The organism is Sphingobium sp., from assembly GCA_023266575.1.
GTDB lineage: Bacteria > Pseudomonadota > Alphaproteobacteria > Sphingomonadales > Sphingomonadaceae > Sphingobium.
The window spans coordinates 22,106-35,069 of the sequence record JAHFPV010000025.1; the positions used below are offsets into that span (position 1 = coordinate 22,106).

19 protein-coding genes are annotated in these 12,964 nt (G+C 63.6%); 16 read left to right on the top strand and 3 right to left on the bottom strand.

Features of this window, described 5'->3' with window-relative positions; translation table 11 throughout:
- The first annotated feature begins 84 nt into the window (after window positions 1–84).
- Window positions 85–930 (top strand): pantoate--beta-alanine ligase, encoded by an 846-nt coding sequence (gene panC / locus Q0D44_RS17270; protein ID WP_294138169.1) that lies wholly within the window; start codon window positions 85–87, stop codon window positions 928–930.
- Between the two features lie 287 nt (window positions 931–1,217).
- Here panC and Q0D44_RS17275 read toward each other — a convergent pair whose 3' ends face one another.
- Together Q0D44_RS17275 and hemE are read right to left on the bottom strand one after the other, a co-directional pair.
- Window positions 1,218–1,658, bottom strand: coding sequence for a CopD family protein (locus Q0D44_RS17275; RefSeq protein WP_294138170.1), 441 nt, complete (start codon window positions 1,656–1,658; stop codon window positions 1,218–1,220).
- Window positions 1,658–2,713 carry a uroporphyrinogen decarboxylase gene (gene hemE, locus Q0D44_RS17280; RefSeq protein WP_294138171.1) on the bottom strand — a complete coding sequence of 352 codons (1,056 nt, stop codon included), beginning with the start codon at window positions 2,711–2,713 and terminating at the stop codon, window positions 1,658–1,660. Before hemE ends, Q0D44_RS17275 begins: the two co-directional genes overlap by 1 nt.
- Before the next feature lie 289 nt (window positions 2,714–3,002).
- Between hemE and Q0D44_RS17285 the strand changes: the two genes are divergently transcribed.
- The 11 genes from Q0D44_RS17285 to Q0D44_RS17335 all read left to right on the top strand — a co-directional run bounded on the left by Q0D44_RS17285 (window position 3,003) and on the right by Q0D44_RS17335 (window position 10,118).
- Window positions 3,003–3,830: a pyruvate, water dikinase regulatory protein gene (locus Q0D44_RS17285; protein ID WP_217673183.1), complete on the top strand. Its 828-nt coding sequence runs from the start codon at window positions 3,003–3,005 to the stop codon at window positions 3,828–3,830.
- The gene (locus tag Q0D44_RS17290) at window positions 3,827–4,420 is read left to right on the top strand and encodes a Maf family protein (protein WP_294138172.1); all 594 of its coding nucleotides are present in this window, start codon (window positions 3,827–3,829) and stop codon (window positions 4,418–4,420) included. Before Q0D44_RS17285 ends, Q0D44_RS17290 begins: the two co-directional genes overlap by 4 nt.
- Entirely contained in the window at window positions 4,417–5,241 is an 825-nt protein-coding gene (gene aroE / locus Q0D44_RS17295) for a shikimate dehydrogenase (protein ID WP_294138173.1), read from the top strand. The genes Q0D44_RS17290 and aroE overlap by 4 nt, the downstream gene beginning before the upstream one ends.
- Window positions 5,242–5,252: 11 nt before the next feature.
- Window positions 5,253–5,846 (top strand): dephospho-CoA kinase, encoded by a 594-nt coding sequence (coaE, locus tag Q0D44_RS17300; RefSeq protein ID WP_294138174.1) that lies wholly within the window; start codon window positions 5,253–5,255, stop codon window positions 5,844–5,846.
- A 32-nt stretch (window positions 5,847–5,878) separates the two neighbouring features.
- On the top strand, window positions 5,879–6,580 hold the full coding sequence (dnaQ, locus tag Q0D44_RS17305; protein ID WP_294138181.1) for a DNA polymerase III subunit epsilon: 702 nt from the start codon (window positions 5,879–5,881) through the stop codon (window positions 6,578–6,580).
- 76 nt (window positions 6,581–6,656) lie between these two features.
- Window positions 6,657–7,265, top strand: a complete 609-nt coding sequence (gene raiA, locus Q0D44_RS17310) for a ribosome-associated translation inhibitor RaiA (RefSeq protein ID WP_294138175.1) — start codon at window positions 6,657–6,659, stop codon at window positions 7,263–7,265.
- A gap of 131 nt (window positions 7,266–7,396) precedes the next feature.
- A complete protein-coding gene (locus Q0D44_RS17315; RefSeq protein ID WP_294138176.1) occupies window positions 7,397–7,864 on the top strand; it encodes a PTS sugar transporter subunit IIA in 468 nt (155 codons plus the stop codon).
- Entirely contained in the window at window positions 7,851–8,321 is a 471-nt protein-coding gene (locus tag Q0D44_RS17320; RefSeq protein WP_294138177.1) for a PaaI family thioesterase, read from the top strand. The genes Q0D44_RS17315 and Q0D44_RS17320 overlap by 14 nt, the downstream gene beginning before the upstream one ends.
- A complete protein-coding gene (locus Q0D44_RS17325) occupies window positions 8,311–8,664 on the top strand; it encodes a DUF1491 family protein (protein WP_217673191.1) in 354 nt (117 codons plus the stop codon). The genes Q0D44_RS17320 and Q0D44_RS17325 overlap by 11 nt, the downstream gene beginning before the upstream one ends.
- Before the next feature lie 176 nt (window positions 8,665–8,840).
- Entirely contained in the window at window positions 8,841–9,512 is a 672-nt protein-coding gene (locus tag Q0D44_RS17330; RefSeq protein WP_294138178.1) for a cell wall hydrolase, read from the top strand.
- Between the two features lie 111 nt (window positions 9,513–9,623).
- Window positions 9,624–10,118, top strand: a complete 495-nt coding sequence (locus Q0D44_RS17335; protein WP_217673193.1) for an MmcB family DNA repair protein — start codon at window positions 9,624–9,626, stop codon at window positions 10,116–10,118.
- Between the two features lie 13 nt (window positions 10,119–10,131).
- On the opposite strand, the gene Q0D44_RS17340 is transcribed toward Q0D44_RS17335, so the two are convergent.
- Window positions 10,132–10,758: an ankyrin repeat domain-containing protein gene (locus Q0D44_RS17340; RefSeq protein WP_294138182.1), complete on the bottom strand. Its 627-nt coding sequence runs from the start codon at window positions 10,756–10,758 to the stop codon at window positions 10,132–10,134.
- 41 nt (window positions 10,759–10,799) lie between these two features.
- On the opposite strand from Q0D44_RS17340, the gene Q0D44_RS17345 reads away from it, so the two are divergent.
- The 4 genes from Q0D44_RS17345 to Q0D44_RS17360 are packed head-to-tail and all read left to right on the top strand — an operon-like array spanning window position 10,800 to window position 12,844.
- Complete coding sequence (locus Q0D44_RS17345; RefSeq protein WP_294138179.1) at window positions 10,800–11,453, top strand: SCO family protein; 654 nt, start codon at window positions 10,800–10,802, stop codon at window positions 11,451–11,453.
- Between the two features lie 3 nt (window positions 11,454–11,456).
- Window positions 11,457–11,882, top strand: a complete 426-nt coding sequence (locus Q0D44_RS17350) for a YcgN family cysteine cluster protein (RefSeq protein WP_119743502.1) — start codon at window positions 11,457–11,459, stop codon at window positions 11,880–11,882.
- Between the two features lie 34 nt (window positions 11,883–11,916).
- On the top strand, window positions 11,917–12,579 hold the full coding sequence (locus tag Q0D44_RS17355) for a SprT family zinc-dependent metalloprotease (RefSeq protein WP_294138183.1): 663 nt from the start codon (window positions 11,917–11,919) through the stop codon (window positions 12,577–12,579).
- Window positions 12,580–12,583: 4 nt separating this feature from the next.
- Window positions 12,584–12,844, top strand: a complete 261-nt coding sequence (locus Q0D44_RS17360) for a hypothetical protein (protein ID WP_294138180.1) — start codon at window positions 12,584–12,586, stop codon at window positions 12,842–12,844.
- Window positions 12,845–12,964: the final 120 nt, after the last annotated feature.

A 12,964-nucleotide genomic window follows, 5' to 3' on the forward strand; every position in this document is an offset into this window, starting at 1 on the left:
TCGCAATGATTCTTGACCGTCCAGCGACTGCGCGCCTAGCAGGACGTCCCTGACACCCCTGCCCTTATCGGAGCCGTTCCTCCCGTGCAAACCCTGTCTGACCTGCCCGCGCTGCGCGCCGCCATCGACGCGCTGAAAAGCGACGGAAAGCCGCTGGTTCTGGTGCCGACCATGGGTGCCTTGCATGACGGGCATATGGCATTGGTCGAGGAAGCGCGGCGGCACGGGCGGCATGTCGTCGTGTCGATCTTCGTCAATCCCAAACAGTTCGGGCCGAACGAGGATCTGGCCGCCTATCCCAGGCGCGAGGCCAAGGACGCGCAGATGCTTAGCGCCGCCGGGGTGGATATTTTGTGGATGCCCACGGTCGATGTCATGTATCCGGCGGGCTTTGCCACCAACATCAGCGTCAGCGGGGTCAGCAACGGGCTGGACGGGGCAGCGCGACCGGGCCATTTCGATGGCGTCGCGACGGTGGTGACCAAATTGTTCAACCAGGTGCGACCCGATGTCGCGATATTCGGCGAGAAGGATTATCAGCAGCTCGCCGTCATCCGGCAGATGGTGGCCGACCTTGATTTAGGGATAGAGATTGTCGGGATGCCGACCCAACGCGCCGAGGACGGCCTGGCCCTGTCATCACGCAACGCTTATCTGAGCGACGATGAGCGCAAGGCTGCGCTGGCTTTGCCGCGGGCGCTGGGCGAGGCCAAGCGGCAGATCGAAAAGGGCGGCGCGGTCGAGGAGGCGCTGGCCAAGGCGGTTACGATGCTGAGCGCCCAGGGCTTTGACCCGGTCGACTATGTGACGTTGTGCGATGCGGTCACGCTGGAGCCGATGCATGTGCTGGACCGCCCTGCCCGGCTGCTTGGCGCGGCCAGGCTGGGCAAGACACGACTGATCGACAATATCGCCGTGGATGCAGCCTGATCTGCGTCAGAGCAGCTGTTTGACAAGGACAGCGGCCGCGACCAACAGGCCGATGATCGCCCATCCTTCCCAGCTACACGGGCCCCATCCCCAACCAAGACGCTTGCGACCAAACCAGAGGCGGGGATGATTCATCGGACGACTCAATCCTGATGCTTAACTTCGCACTTTTCCCGGTAAATCGGACATTTTATTGCGCGGGTCTGATCCTATCGGAAAGCGACAGCGGGATTATAGCAGCGCGGCAGGGTGTAGGATAGCCTGCCCCCTCCCCTTCCCCCGAAGATTTAGAACGGTTTGACGATCACGGCGATGACGATGACCGCGGCGGCCACGCCGGGGACTTCGTTGAACAGGCGCAGCTGGCGGTCGGTCAGGGTCCGCTGCCCCCTGGCCAGTTTCTTTGCATAGCCCGCAATCCAGCCATGATAGGCCGACAGACCCAGCACGAAGAGCAGTTTCAAGTGAAACCAGCCAAAGCTCCACGCGCCCAGTTCGACCATCAGCATCAGGCCGAAAATCCAGGTCAACACCAGCGAGGGGTTGAGGATGATCTTGAGCAGCCGCTTTTCCCGATCGATCCATTTGCGGTCCTCGTCCGATCCGGGCGCGCTTTCCTGATGATAGACGAAGAAGCGCGGCATCATGAACAGGCCCGCCATCAGGAAGATGACGAAGATGACATGGGCAGCCTTCACCCAGAGATAAGCGGCACCAAGATAGGCCATCAGACATGCTTTCCGTTACGGACATAGGCGATCAGCGCCTCGACATGCGCGATGGGCGTGTCGGGGAGGATGCCATGGCCCAGATTCATGATGTGGGGTCGGTCGGCAAAGGCGGCGCGGATATTGTCCACCGCCTGTTCGACCGCCTGCCCGCCCGCGATCAGTGCCAGCGGATCGAGATTACCCTGCACCGGCAGGCCCTGGGGCAGGACGCGGTTGGCCCAGTGGGGATCGACCGTTTCATCTACGCCGATTGCATCGACCCCGGTGCCAGCGGCATAATCGGCCAGTTTCGCGCCCGCGCCCTTGGGGAAGCCGATGATCGGGATAGTGGGATGGAGCGCCTTCAACTTGCGCACGATCGCGGCATTGGGCTGGACCACCCAGCGGTCGAACTGGAGCGGGGCGAGGCTGCCGGCCCAGCTGTCGAACAGTTGGATCGCCTCGACACCAGCCGCGATCTGGCCCGACAGGTAAGTGACGGTCGCATCGACAATGGCGTCGATCAGTGCGCTAAAGCGGACAGGATCGCCATAGGCGAGGCGACGGGCCGCGCCCTGATCCTTGCTGCCCTGCCCAGCCACCATATAGGTGGCGATGGTCCAGGGGCTGCCTGCAAAGCCAAGGAAGGTGACTGACGGGTCGAGCGCGGCCTTGACCTGCCTGACCGTCTCATAGACCGCCTCAAAGCGGTTAAAGTCGGGTTTGAGAGTGCTGATATCGGTTTCGGCAAGGATGGGAGCAAGCCGCGGACCTTCGCCCGCCTCGAACCATAAATCCTGTCCCATCGCATAGGGGACGATCAATATGTCGGAAAAGAGGATCGCGCCATCAAAGCCGAAGCGGCGCAAGGGCTGGAGCGTGACCTCGGCAGCGGCTTCGCTGTCATAGACAAGTTCGAGGAAGCCGCCCTTGTCCGCCCGCAATGCGCGATATTCGGGCAGATAGCGCCCGGCCTGGCGCATGAGCCACATCGGCGGCACGGCGGGGCGATCGCCCTGGAGGACGCCAAGCAGAGGCTTGGTAGCAAGGACCGTCGGCGCGTCGAGGCTCATCTATTCTCTCTTAATATAGATTTAAGTAGGATGATGGAGATAGTAGGGACGTTGGCAGCGGGGTTTATGCGCTGTGCCCGGATTTGCCAACAGCTTGACTCCCTTAGCTTACGCTTTGCGGCCTGAGTCAGTCATTCTATCCCCGTTATCCACAGGCTGTGGATGAAAAACCGGGTCTGTTGGGGGGCTGTGGATAAGATTTGCGGTGTCGTGGACAGACGGAAAGCCGGGATTTTGTCCCCAACTCCTCCCTTGCTTTATCCACAGCCTGCCCACACAGATAGGGGCCATGTCGCGCATCCACCTGCACCTCCTGTCGGACTCCACCGGTGAAACGCTGGAGAATATCGCCAAGGCCGCGATCGGCCTGTTCGAAAATGTCGAGGCGATCCGCCATTTCTGGCCGATGGTGCGATCCGAAGTCCATCTCGACCGGATCATGCAGGAAATCGCCGCCAATCCGGGGCTGGTGCTGTTCACCCTGACCAACCATGTGTTGCGGCGGCGGCTGGAAACCCGCTGCCGGGCGCTGGGCCTGCCCCATGTCGCCGCGCTCGACAGTGTAGCCGACGCGCTGTCCAACATATTGGGGCAGGAAACCCGGACCCGGCCGGGGCGTAAGCATATTCTCGACGAAGCCTATTTCGCCCGGATCGAGGCGATCCAGTTCACCATCGCCCATGATGATGGCGTGGGCCATGAAAATTGGGAAGAGGCCGATATCGTGCTGGCGGGCGTGTCGCGCGCGTCCAAGACGCCGACGTCGATCTACCTCGCCAATCGTGGGTATAAGACCGCCAATATCCCGCTGGTGCCGGAATCGCCGCCGCCAAAAAGCCTCTATAGCCTGAAACATCCGATGATCGTCGGCCTGACCGTCAGCCCCGACCGGCTGATCCAGATAAGGCGCAACCGGCTGCTCTCGCTCAATCAGGCGCCGGAGACGGCCTATGTCGACAATGAAAAGGTGCAAGAGGAGCTGGCTTTCGCCCGGCGGATGTTTGCCGATCATGGCTGGCCGGTGATCGACATGACCCGCCGGTCGATTGAGGAAGCCGCCGCGGCGATCATCAACCTGTTCAACGACCATGTTCTGGGTGAAGGGGCGGCATCATGATCGTGCTGGCATCGCAAAGCGCCAGTCGTCGGGCGCTGCTGGAGGCGGCGCATGTGCCGTTCGAGGCGCTGTCGCCCGGCGTGGATGAGGAAGCGGCCAAGGACGCCTTGCGCGCCGACGGGCTGGATGCGCGGGCGCTGGCGGATGCGCTGGCGGAGTTGAAGGCGCTCAAGGTTTCGCGCCGGGTGCCGGGCGGGCTGGTGCTGGGGTGCGACCAGACGCTGAGCCTGGATGATGGCAGCATGATCGACAAGGCGGTCGACCGGGCGGACGCGGCGCGGATACTGCGATTGCTGTCGGGGCGGGTGCATCATCTGCATAGCGCGGCGGTGATCGTGTTGAATGGCGAACCGATCTGGCGCCATGTCGAGCGGGTGCGGATGACGGTTCGGTCCCTGAGCGATGGCTTTATCGACACCTATCTGGATGGCGACTGGGACGAATGTCGCTGGTGCGTGGGTTGCTACCGGATCGAGGGGCCGGGCGCGCAATTGTTCAGCAAGGTCGAGGGCAGCCAGTTTGCAATTCAGGGTCTGCCGCTGCTGCCGCTGCTTGACTTTCTGCGCGTGCGCGGCGTTTTGGCGGCATGACCGACACGCTCCCTTATGCTGAAGTGATTGGCGATCCGATCGCCCATAGCAAATCGCCGCTCATTCATAATTTCTGGCTGAAAGCGCTGGATATCGAGGCGGAATATCGCAAGACTCATGTGACGGCTGAGGGGCTGTCCAGCTATTTCCTGCAACGGCGCGCCGATCCCGACTGGCTGGGCTGCAATGTCACCATTCCGCACAAGATGGCGGTGATGGATTATACCGACGATCCGGGCGGGGTGCGCACGCGGATCGGGGCGATGAACACCATCGCCAGCGAAACCGGCGGGCCGCTGATCGGCACCAACACTGATGCGGGTGGCTTCCTCCAGCCTCTGCTGCGCGACAAATGGAAGGGGCAAAGGGCCGTCCTGATCGGCGCGGGTGGCGCGGCGCGGGCGATCCTGTTCGCGCTATCGAGCCTGGGCGTGCCGGATATTACGATCATGGTGCGCGATGTCGCCAAGGGGCAGGCGCTGCTCGATCGGGCTGGGGTGAAGGGACGAGTCATCAGCCTGACCGACCCGCTGCCGGCCTGCGACCTGCTGGTCAACAGCACGTCGCTGGGCATGGTGGGTCAGCCGGTGCTGGACCTTGACCTTGCCCCCCTGCCCGCCAGCGCGACCGTCTATGACATTGTCTATGCGCCGCTGGAGACCGATTTGCTGAAAGCCGCGCGGGCGCGGGGTCTCAAGACGCTCGACGGTCTGGAGATGCTGATCGGGCAGGCGGCGCTGGCGTTCGATATTTTCTTCGATGCGCAGGCGCCGCGTGAGCTGGACGCGGATTTGCGCGCGTTGCTGCTGGCGGCGGACTGACGGGCAGCCCCATGAAGATTTATGGCCTGACCGGATCGATCGGCATGGGCAAGTCGGCGGTGGCGGCGATGTTCCGGCGTGAGGGCGTACCATTATTCGATGCCGATGCGGAGGTGCATCGGTTGCAGGGGCCGGGCGGCGCGCTGATCCCGGCGATCGAGGCGCGCTTTCCCGGCGCCACCGGACCCAGGGGGGTGGACCGGGCGAAGCTGGGCGCGGCGGTCTTTGGCCATCCCCATGAATTGCGGGCGCTCGAAGCCATCGTCCATCCGGCGGTGCAGGCGGCGCGGCGCGTTTTCCTGCGGCGGCACCGCTCGCGGCGCTTTGTGATTCTCGACATTCCGCTGCTGTTCGAAACGCATGGGCAAAAGCGGCTGGCGGGCGTGATCGTCGTCACTGCGCCGGCGTGGAAACAGCGCAAGCGGGTGCTGGCGCGGCCGGGGATGACACCCGCCAAGTTCCGCCGAATCGTCCATCTCCAGACCCCGGACGCGGAAAAAAGGCGGCGGGCCGATCATATCATCCACACCGGCACCACTTTCACCCAGACCCGCGCGCAGGTGCGGCGTCTCGTCGCTTGCCTTGGCGCAAAGATGGGTCGATAAGGGTTTGCCCAAGAGTCGATATGAAGAGGGCGATGCGCGAGATTATTTTCGATACCGAAACGACCGGATTCGATCCGGCATCCGGCGACCGACTGGTCGAGATCGGCTGCATCGAACTGATCAATCGCGTGCCGAGCGGCCGCACCTTCCATGCCTATTATAACCCGCAGCGCGACATGCCCGCCGCAGCGGAGGCGGTGCATGGCCTGTCGTCGATTTTCCTGAAGGACAAGCCGCTGTTTGCCAGCGGCGTCGATGATCTGCTCGCCTTTCTGGAGGACAGCCCGCTGGTCGCGCATAATGCGCGCTTCGATTTCGGCTTCCTCAACCATGAATTGCGGCTGTGCGGCCGCGCCGATGTGTCGATGACGCGGATGATCGACACGGTGGCGATCGCACGGACGCTGCATCCGGGCGCCAAGCACAGCCTGGACGCGCTCTGCACCCGCTACGGCATCGATCGCAGCCATCGCATCAAGCATGGCGCGCTGCTCGACGCCGAATTGCTGGCGCAGCTTTACATCGAACTGACCGGCGGCCGTCAGATCGGCTTGGGTCTTGCACAGGAGGAGGAAAAAGCAGCCACAGACGGGGAACTTGGCGCTGGCGCCATGGTTCGCCCTGTTCGTCCCGCGCGCGTTTTTGCAGCGAGCGCGGCGGAGCTGGAACGGCATGGCAGGTTCATTGCGACCCTGGACAAGCCGATCTGGCTGGAGGAGGCGCAGACGGGCTGACAAAAACGGTCCGTGTCCGTGCCTCCAGGTCATCCGGGCCGCTTCCTGCGACCCGGCAAGAATAAGGAGAAGGCATATGGATATTCGTGTTTCCGGGCATCAGGTCGACACGGGCGATGCGCTCAAGCAGCATGTCGCCGACCGCATGGAGGCGATGGCCGAGAAATATTTTTCCCGCACGATTTCGGCCCATGTGACCTTTCGACCCGCGCCGCACGGCGCCTTCCACTGCGACATCGTCTGTCATGTCATGACTGGCCTGATCCTGAAAGGAGCAGGCGAGGCGCAGGAGGCGCATCCGTCCTTCGACCAGGCGGCGGACCGGATCGAAAAGCAGCTGCGCCGCTATATGCGCCGTCTGAAGGACCGGCACAGCCAGGCGACCGCGGCGGAGGCGCAGCGGGTCAGCAGCTTCAGCGTCGATGATATTGACGGGGCGGGCTACACCATTTTCGCCTCGCCCGTGGACGAGCATGAGGAGGTGATCGAGGATTCGCCGCTGATCGTCGCGGAAACCCGCGTCGATATCCCCGAAGCCAGCGTGTCCGACGCGGTCATGATGCTCGACCTGCGCAACACCAATGCGCTGCTGTTCGTCAATGCCGGGACCGCGGCCTATAATATGGTCTATCGTCGCCATGACGGTACGATCGGTTGGGTCGAACCGCGTTTGGCGGCGAGCTGAACCGGGCCATCCGCCATGGGCCGCCTGTTGACCTGATGGTGCAGGCGGCTTATGGGGCCGGGCTTTATATTCCCCGATCGCCGCGCATCTAGACCCCAGGCTGGGCGCGGCTCGGCTGGTTCGGACAGACCATGGTTGATTTCCACGACATCGTTTCAGCGGACGCGCTCGCCACGGGCCTTTCGGTGAACGGCAAGAAGCAGTTGTTCCAGAAGATCGCGGCGCTGGCGTCCTGCGCCTATGGGCTGGACGCCGACGAGGTTGGCGACGCTCTGTTCGAGCGGGAGCGGCTGGGTTCGACCGGCTTTGGCGGCGGTGTCGCCATTCCACATGCCAAGATTGCCGGGCTGGAACGGATGTGCGGCATGGTCGTGCTGCTCGATCCGCCGGTGCCGTTCGATGCGGTCGATGATGCGCCGGTCGATATCGTCTTTGCCCTGCTTTCGCCGGTGGATAGCGGCGCGGAACATCTCAAGACATTGGCGCGGGTATCGCGTTATCTGCGCGACGAAAATCAGGTCGTGCGGTTGCGCGGGGCCAAGTCTGCCGCCGCGCTCCACGCGCTGCTGGCCGGTGGCGGGGCGCGTGACGCTGCCTGAGACAGGCGCGCCCGCCAGCGGCGAGGCCGCGCATTTCCGTGCGCTGGAAAATCTCTATCGCTCCGCGCCGATCAACCGGCTGTTCCGATCGGAGATTGCGATTCAGGAGCCGGGCCGCTGCGTCATCGATTTCGATGTGGATGAAAGCCAGTTCCACGCCGCCGGTGCCGTCCATGGCACCGTCTATTTCAAGATGCTGGACGATGCGGCCTTTTATGCGGCCAACAGCCTGGTCAGCGACCGATTCCTGCTGACCACCGCCTTCAACCTGCTGTTCACCCGGCCGATCGCGCCGGGCCGGATTCGCGCCGAGGGGCGCTGGATCAGCGGCAAGCGCCGCGTTTATGTGGCCGAGGCGAGTCTGGTCGATTCGGACGGCGAGGAAGTCGGGCGCGGCACCGGCACCTTCATGCGGTCGCAATTCCCCCTGTCATCGCTGCCGGGATATGGTGGCTGAGTCGCAGGACAATGCGCGGCTGACCAGTGCGATTCTGGTCAACGCGCTGGTGCGGCGGACCAACGCGGCGGGCGGCTTTGCCATGGTGCTGGTCAAGGGCGACGCGACCAGCGGCGTCATACTCATACAAGCGCTTGAAAAGGGGAAGGAAACCGGATTGTTCGAACGGGTATCGAACTTTGCCGGGGGTCATGCGTTGATGCGCTGTGGACCTTCCCCGGAGGATGGGCCGGAGGCGCTTGCCACCTATGTGGCGCGCCGGCGCAGATCGGACCCCGATCTGTGGATCGTTGAACTCGATATCCCGGAAGCAGAACGGTTTGCCGCTGAAACGATCTGCTGATCGTTGACATAGTGCAATGGTCCGTGCAGAGGCGCGCCCACGCTGAACGCGCAGGTTGCTGCATTCGTCCAAGGGGGGTGAATGTTGTAAACACGCAGACGGGGGGCGGCCCAACGTCAGGGAATATGTGTTAAAAACGACGTTTAAGGCCAAGAACCGCACGTTTTTGAGTAGTAATGAGTTTTCGTCTGAGAGCCGCGATCATCGTGGCATTTGCACTGTCCGCCACAGCGGCAGTGACCGCTTCCGACATGTCGATCGCCGGTGAGTCGGTCCAGTCGGTAGCCTCCCTGTCCAGGGACAATGCGCTGATTCCAGCGCCTGCGGTCGCCCAAAAGCCCGCCATCACTTTTGCCGCGCCGCGCGAAATCGTGCAGCCGCTGGCTTCGGCCTCCAAGGCCGACCTCACTTATTCTCCCGAATCCGACGTCCAGGCGAGCAGCCTGTCCGCGCTGGTTGCCGCCCATGGCGACGCAGAAGCCGTGGACGGCGACATGAAGTGCCTGGCCGGAGCGGTCTATTTCGAATCCAAGGGCGAAAGCCTGGAAGGCCAGCTGGCCGTGGCACGGGTGATCATCAACCGCGCCAAGTCTGGTCGCTTTGCCGACAGCCTGTGCGGCGTCGTTTATCAGCCCAGCCAGTTCAGCTTCGTGCGTGGCCACGGGATGCCGCCGATCCGCATCGACAGCCGCAGCTGGCGCGAAGCCGTCGCCATCGCCCAGATCGCGATGAACGACAGCTGGAACAGCCCGGCCGAAGGCGCGCTTTTCTTCCACGCCCGCCGCGTTTCGCCGGGTTGGGGCAAGGCCAAGCTGGCGATGATCGACAATCATATCTTCTATCGTTGAGAGACGGCGCGCGATTGGCGCGCATCTTTTGGGGTGGATCATGAAAAGGCCGATTTGGTGTTTACCGAATCGGCCTTTTCTTTTGTTCCCGACCTGTTCTAAAGTCGCGCCATGAGTAGCGCTCCTATCGAAAGTTGTTCCCCGTTGACCGACGGCACCGCGCTGGCGGTGGCGCGGGGGACGTTGCGGCTGTTTTTCCGCCATGACATGAGCGGCATATTGGAAGTGCCGCTGCCCAATGGGCGGCGTGCCGACATTATGGCGATCGACGGGGCAGGGCGGCTGACGATCGTGGAGATCAAGTGCAGCCGCGCGGATTTGCTGGGCGACATGAAGTGGCCCGACTATTTCGACTATTGCGATCGCTATTATTGGGCGGTGCCGATGGGGTTCGACCTGTCGCTGTTCGATAGTGAAGCACTATGGCCCGCGCGCACCGGGCTGATCGTTGCGGATCAATATGACGCCGAACTGGTCCGCCCCGCGCCGATCGAGCCATTGGCTGCGGCCCGGCGCAAAGCGGAGACGTTACGCTTTGCCCGGCGCGCGGCGCGGCGGCTGACCGCGATCAGCGACCCTGATCATGCGGCGGAGATCGGGTGGTAGGGGGCGTTTTGCCTCAGAACACCGGACCCTGCACCGGTCCCTTGGGTGCGGTGCTGGTCTTGGCGGCGGCGAGGGCTTCGGTGAGGCCGGGGGTGCGGTTGTCGCGGTTGGCATAGTCGCGCGCGGACATGCCGGCGATGCTGTCGCGCTTGTCGGGATTGGCGCCCTGCGCCACCAGCAGCCGGACAAGGCCTAGGTCGCGCAACTGCACCGCACGGATCAGCGGGGTTTCGCCGCTGCCATTGGTCTTGTCGACCTGCGCGCCACGGGCGATCAGCGTGCGCACGCCTTCCTCGAACCGGCCCTGCACCGCCTTCATCAGCGGGGGATTGCCCGCATTGTCGGCCAGATTGGGGTTGGCCCCCTTGGCCAGCATGAAGGCCAGCCAGGTGGCGTCGCGCCGCGCGATGACGATGTGCAGCGCGGTTTCGCCGGTCGTGACGTCGCGGCTGTTGACCACAGTGGAGCCGGGCTTTTGCAGCAGGTCGGTGACCTTCTGCCCGTCGGCATCCTTCACGGCTTTGAGGAAATTATAATTGTCGGAAAATTGCGCCTGCGCCGCGACCGGGGACAGCAGCGCCAGCGTCAGCGCGGCGGCGCGTCCCAGACCCATCCATGCGCTCAACCCGGTCTTGATCATCATCTGCCCCGTATCATTTGCAAATCGGCCCATAGCAAGGCATGGCTGGCGGCACCATGAACAAAGCAAAGATTGCGATCGCCCTGCCGCTGCTGGCCTTGCTGGCTGCGTGCAATATGGGGGCGGACGGAAACGCATCAAGCGGCGACAGTGCGCCGGGGGAACTGGCTGGCGCGCGGATCGGCGCGCCCTTCACCCTGACCGATCAGGATGGCAAGCCGCGAGGCTGGGACGATTTCAAGGGCCAGTATCGCCTGGTCTATTTCGGCTATACCTATTGTCCCGATGTCTGCCCGGTCGACCTGCAACGCATCATGCAGGCCTTTGCCCAGTTCGAGAAAGCGCAGCCCGCGCTGGCGGCGAAGGTCCAGCCGATCTTCATCAGTGTCGATCCCGCGCGCGATACGCCCGCAATCCTGAAACCCTATGTCGCCGCTTTCCACCCGCGCCTCATAGGCCTGACCGGTACGCCGGAGCAGATTGCGAAGGTCGCCAAGGATTTCGTGGTCCTCTATAATGTGGAGGGGAAACCTGGGGACAGGGACTATCTGGTCAGCCACAGCCGCACGCCATACCTGTTCGATCCTGACGGCAAGCCGGTAGCGCTAGTGCCGGTCGATGATCCGGGGACACCGGATATGGACGAAGGCGCGCCGGACAAGGTGCTGGCCTCGCTTCAGAAATGGGTGAAATAGGGCTTGGACTTCTGGGAAAAGCCTCTCCACACGCTGGACGCTGCCCAATGGGAGGCGTTGTGCGATGGCTGTGGCAAATGCTGCCTGCACAAGGCGGAGGATGAGGATACGGGGCATATCTACCCCACCAATGTCGCCTGCCGCCTGCTCGACCGCCATAGCGGCCAATGCACCAGCTACAAGAATCGCCGCAAATTCGTGCCTGACTGCGTGCGGCTGACCCCGGCCAAGGTCAAACAGATCAGCTGGTTGCCGCGCACCTGCGCCTATCGCCTGCGCGAGGCGGGCGAACCGCTGCCCGACTGGCATTATCTGGTGAGCGGCGACCGGGAAGCGGTGCATCGCGCGCAGGAATCGGTGCGTGGCTGGACCGTGGCGGAGGCGGAAGCGGGCGACCTGGAGAATCATCTTGTCGACCGGGACATCTGATCCCGACGCCGCGATCGTTATCGACGGTGTCGCGATGCCGGTGCGGGTGCGCCGGTCGGCACGGGCGCGCGCCTACCGGCTGACGATCGACGGGGCGCGGGGCGAATTGCGGCTGTCGATGCCGGTGCGGGCGAACCTGAAACGCGCGCTTGGCTGGGCGCAGCAGCATGAGGGCTGGGTGCGCACGCAGATGGCGGCGCAACCGGCGGTGACATTGCTGGAGGATGGCGCGACCTTCCCGCTGGAGGGGCGGGAGGTGCGCATCTGCTGGGTCGAAGGCGCGTCGCGGACGATAAGGCTGGAGGGTGACCGGCTGATGCTCGGTGGAGCAGCGGAGTCGGTGAGTGCGCGGGTGCAGCGCTGGCTGGTCGTACGGGCGCGGGCGGTGCTGGAAACCGAGACGCAGGAGTTGGCGCGCGATCATGGGCTGATCGTCGCGTCGGTGGGCGTGGGCGATCCGCGCAGCCGCTGGGGCAGTTGCACCTCGTCCGGCGCGATCCGCTATAGCTGGCGGCTGATCCTCTGCCCGCCGGAGGTACGCCGGTCGACCGTGGCGCATGAGCTGGCGCATCTGCTGCATATGGACCACAGCCCGGCCTTTCACGCCGCCCATGCGCGGATTTATGGGGCGGACCCGCGACCTGCGCGGGCCTGGCTGCGCGCAAACGGGGCGGGGCTGCACCGCTATCGGGCTTAGGCGAATGGCGCGCAGAAAACGCTATCTGACCGCGACCATGCCGGACGGCTATGTCAAGACGATCGGGCCGACCGCGGACCCCTTCACCCATTATTGGCGGATCGTCGCCGTGCTGGACAATGGCAAGACGGAAGTGTTCTGGGGCCATGTGCGGTCACTGGCCGAGGCAAAGAAGAAGCGCGCGGCGGCGGCGGACGGCGCGCGGATGCGCGGCTGGAAAAGCTATGCGTTCGAGATTGCAGAGCTGGTGGAGACGGTGCCTTAATCCGTTCGTTTCGAGCGAAGTCGAGCATCTGTCTTGTTGGTCAAGCATGGATTGGGGACCAAGTTCGATTTTCGGCAACGAGGCGATTGGCGAGGACGACGATTTTTCTAGCGACGGCGG

Coding starts and splice junctions, on each gene's coding strand:
- Q0D44_RS17275 (WP_294138170.1), bottom strand. CDS start 1,658: ATGGCCTATCTTGGTGCCGCTTATCTCTGGGTGAAGGCTGCCCATGTC.
- hemE (WP_294138171.1), bottom strand. CDS start 2,713: ATGAGCCTCGACGCGCCGACGGTCCTTGCTACCAAGCCTCTGCTTGGC.
- Q0D44_RS17285 (WP_217673183.1), top strand. CDS start 3,003: ATGTCGCGCATCCACCTGCACCTCCTGTCGGACTCCACCGGTGAAACG.
- Q0D44_RS17290 (WP_294138172.1), top strand. CDS start 3,827: ATGATCGTGCTGGCATCGCAAAGCGCCAGTCGTCGGGCGCTGCTGGAG.
- aroE (WP_294138173.1), top strand. CDS start 4,417: ATGACCGACACGCTCCCTTATGCTGAAGTGATTGGCGATCCGATCGCC.
- coaE (WP_294138174.1), top strand. CDS start 5,253: ATGAAGATTTATGGCCTGACCGGATCGATCGGCATGGGCAAGTCGGCG.
- dnaQ (WP_294138181.1), top strand. CDS start 5,879: ATGCGCGAGATTATTTTCGATACCGAAACGACCGGATTCGATCCGGCA.
- raiA (WP_294138175.1), top strand. CDS start 6,657: ATGGATATTCGTGTTTCCGGGCATCAGGTCGACACGGGCGATGCGCTC.
- Q0D44_RS17315 (WP_294138176.1), top strand. CDS start 7,397: ATGGTTGATTTCCACGACATCGTTTCAGCGGACGCGCTCGCCACGGGC.
- Q0D44_RS17325 (WP_217673191.1), top strand. CDS start 8,311: ATGGTGGCTGAGTCGCAGGACAATGCGCGGCTGACCAGTGCGATTCTG.
- Q0D44_RS17330 (WP_294138178.1), top strand. CDS start 8,841: ATGAGTTTTCGTCTGAGAGCCGCGATCATCGTGGCATTTGCACTGTCC.
- Q0D44_RS17335 (WP_217673193.1), top strand. CDS start 9,624: ATGAGTAGCGCTCCTATCGAAAGTTGTTCCCCGTTGACCGACGGCACC.
- Q0D44_RS17340 (WP_294138182.1), bottom strand. CDS start 10,758: ATGATCAAGACCGGGTTGAGCGCATGGATGGGTCTGGGACGCGCCGCC.
- Q0D44_RS17345 (WP_294138179.1), top strand. CDS start 10,800: ATGGCTGGCGGCACCATGAACAAAGCAAAGATTGCGATCGCCCTGCCG.
- Q0D44_RS17355 (WP_294138183.1), top strand. CDS start 11,917: ATGCCGGTGCGGGTGCGCCGGTCGGCACGGGCGCGCGCCTACCGGCTG.
- Q0D44_RS17360 (WP_294138180.1), top strand. CDS start 12,584: ATGGCGCGCAGAAAACGCTATCTGACCGCGACCATGCCGGACGGCTAT.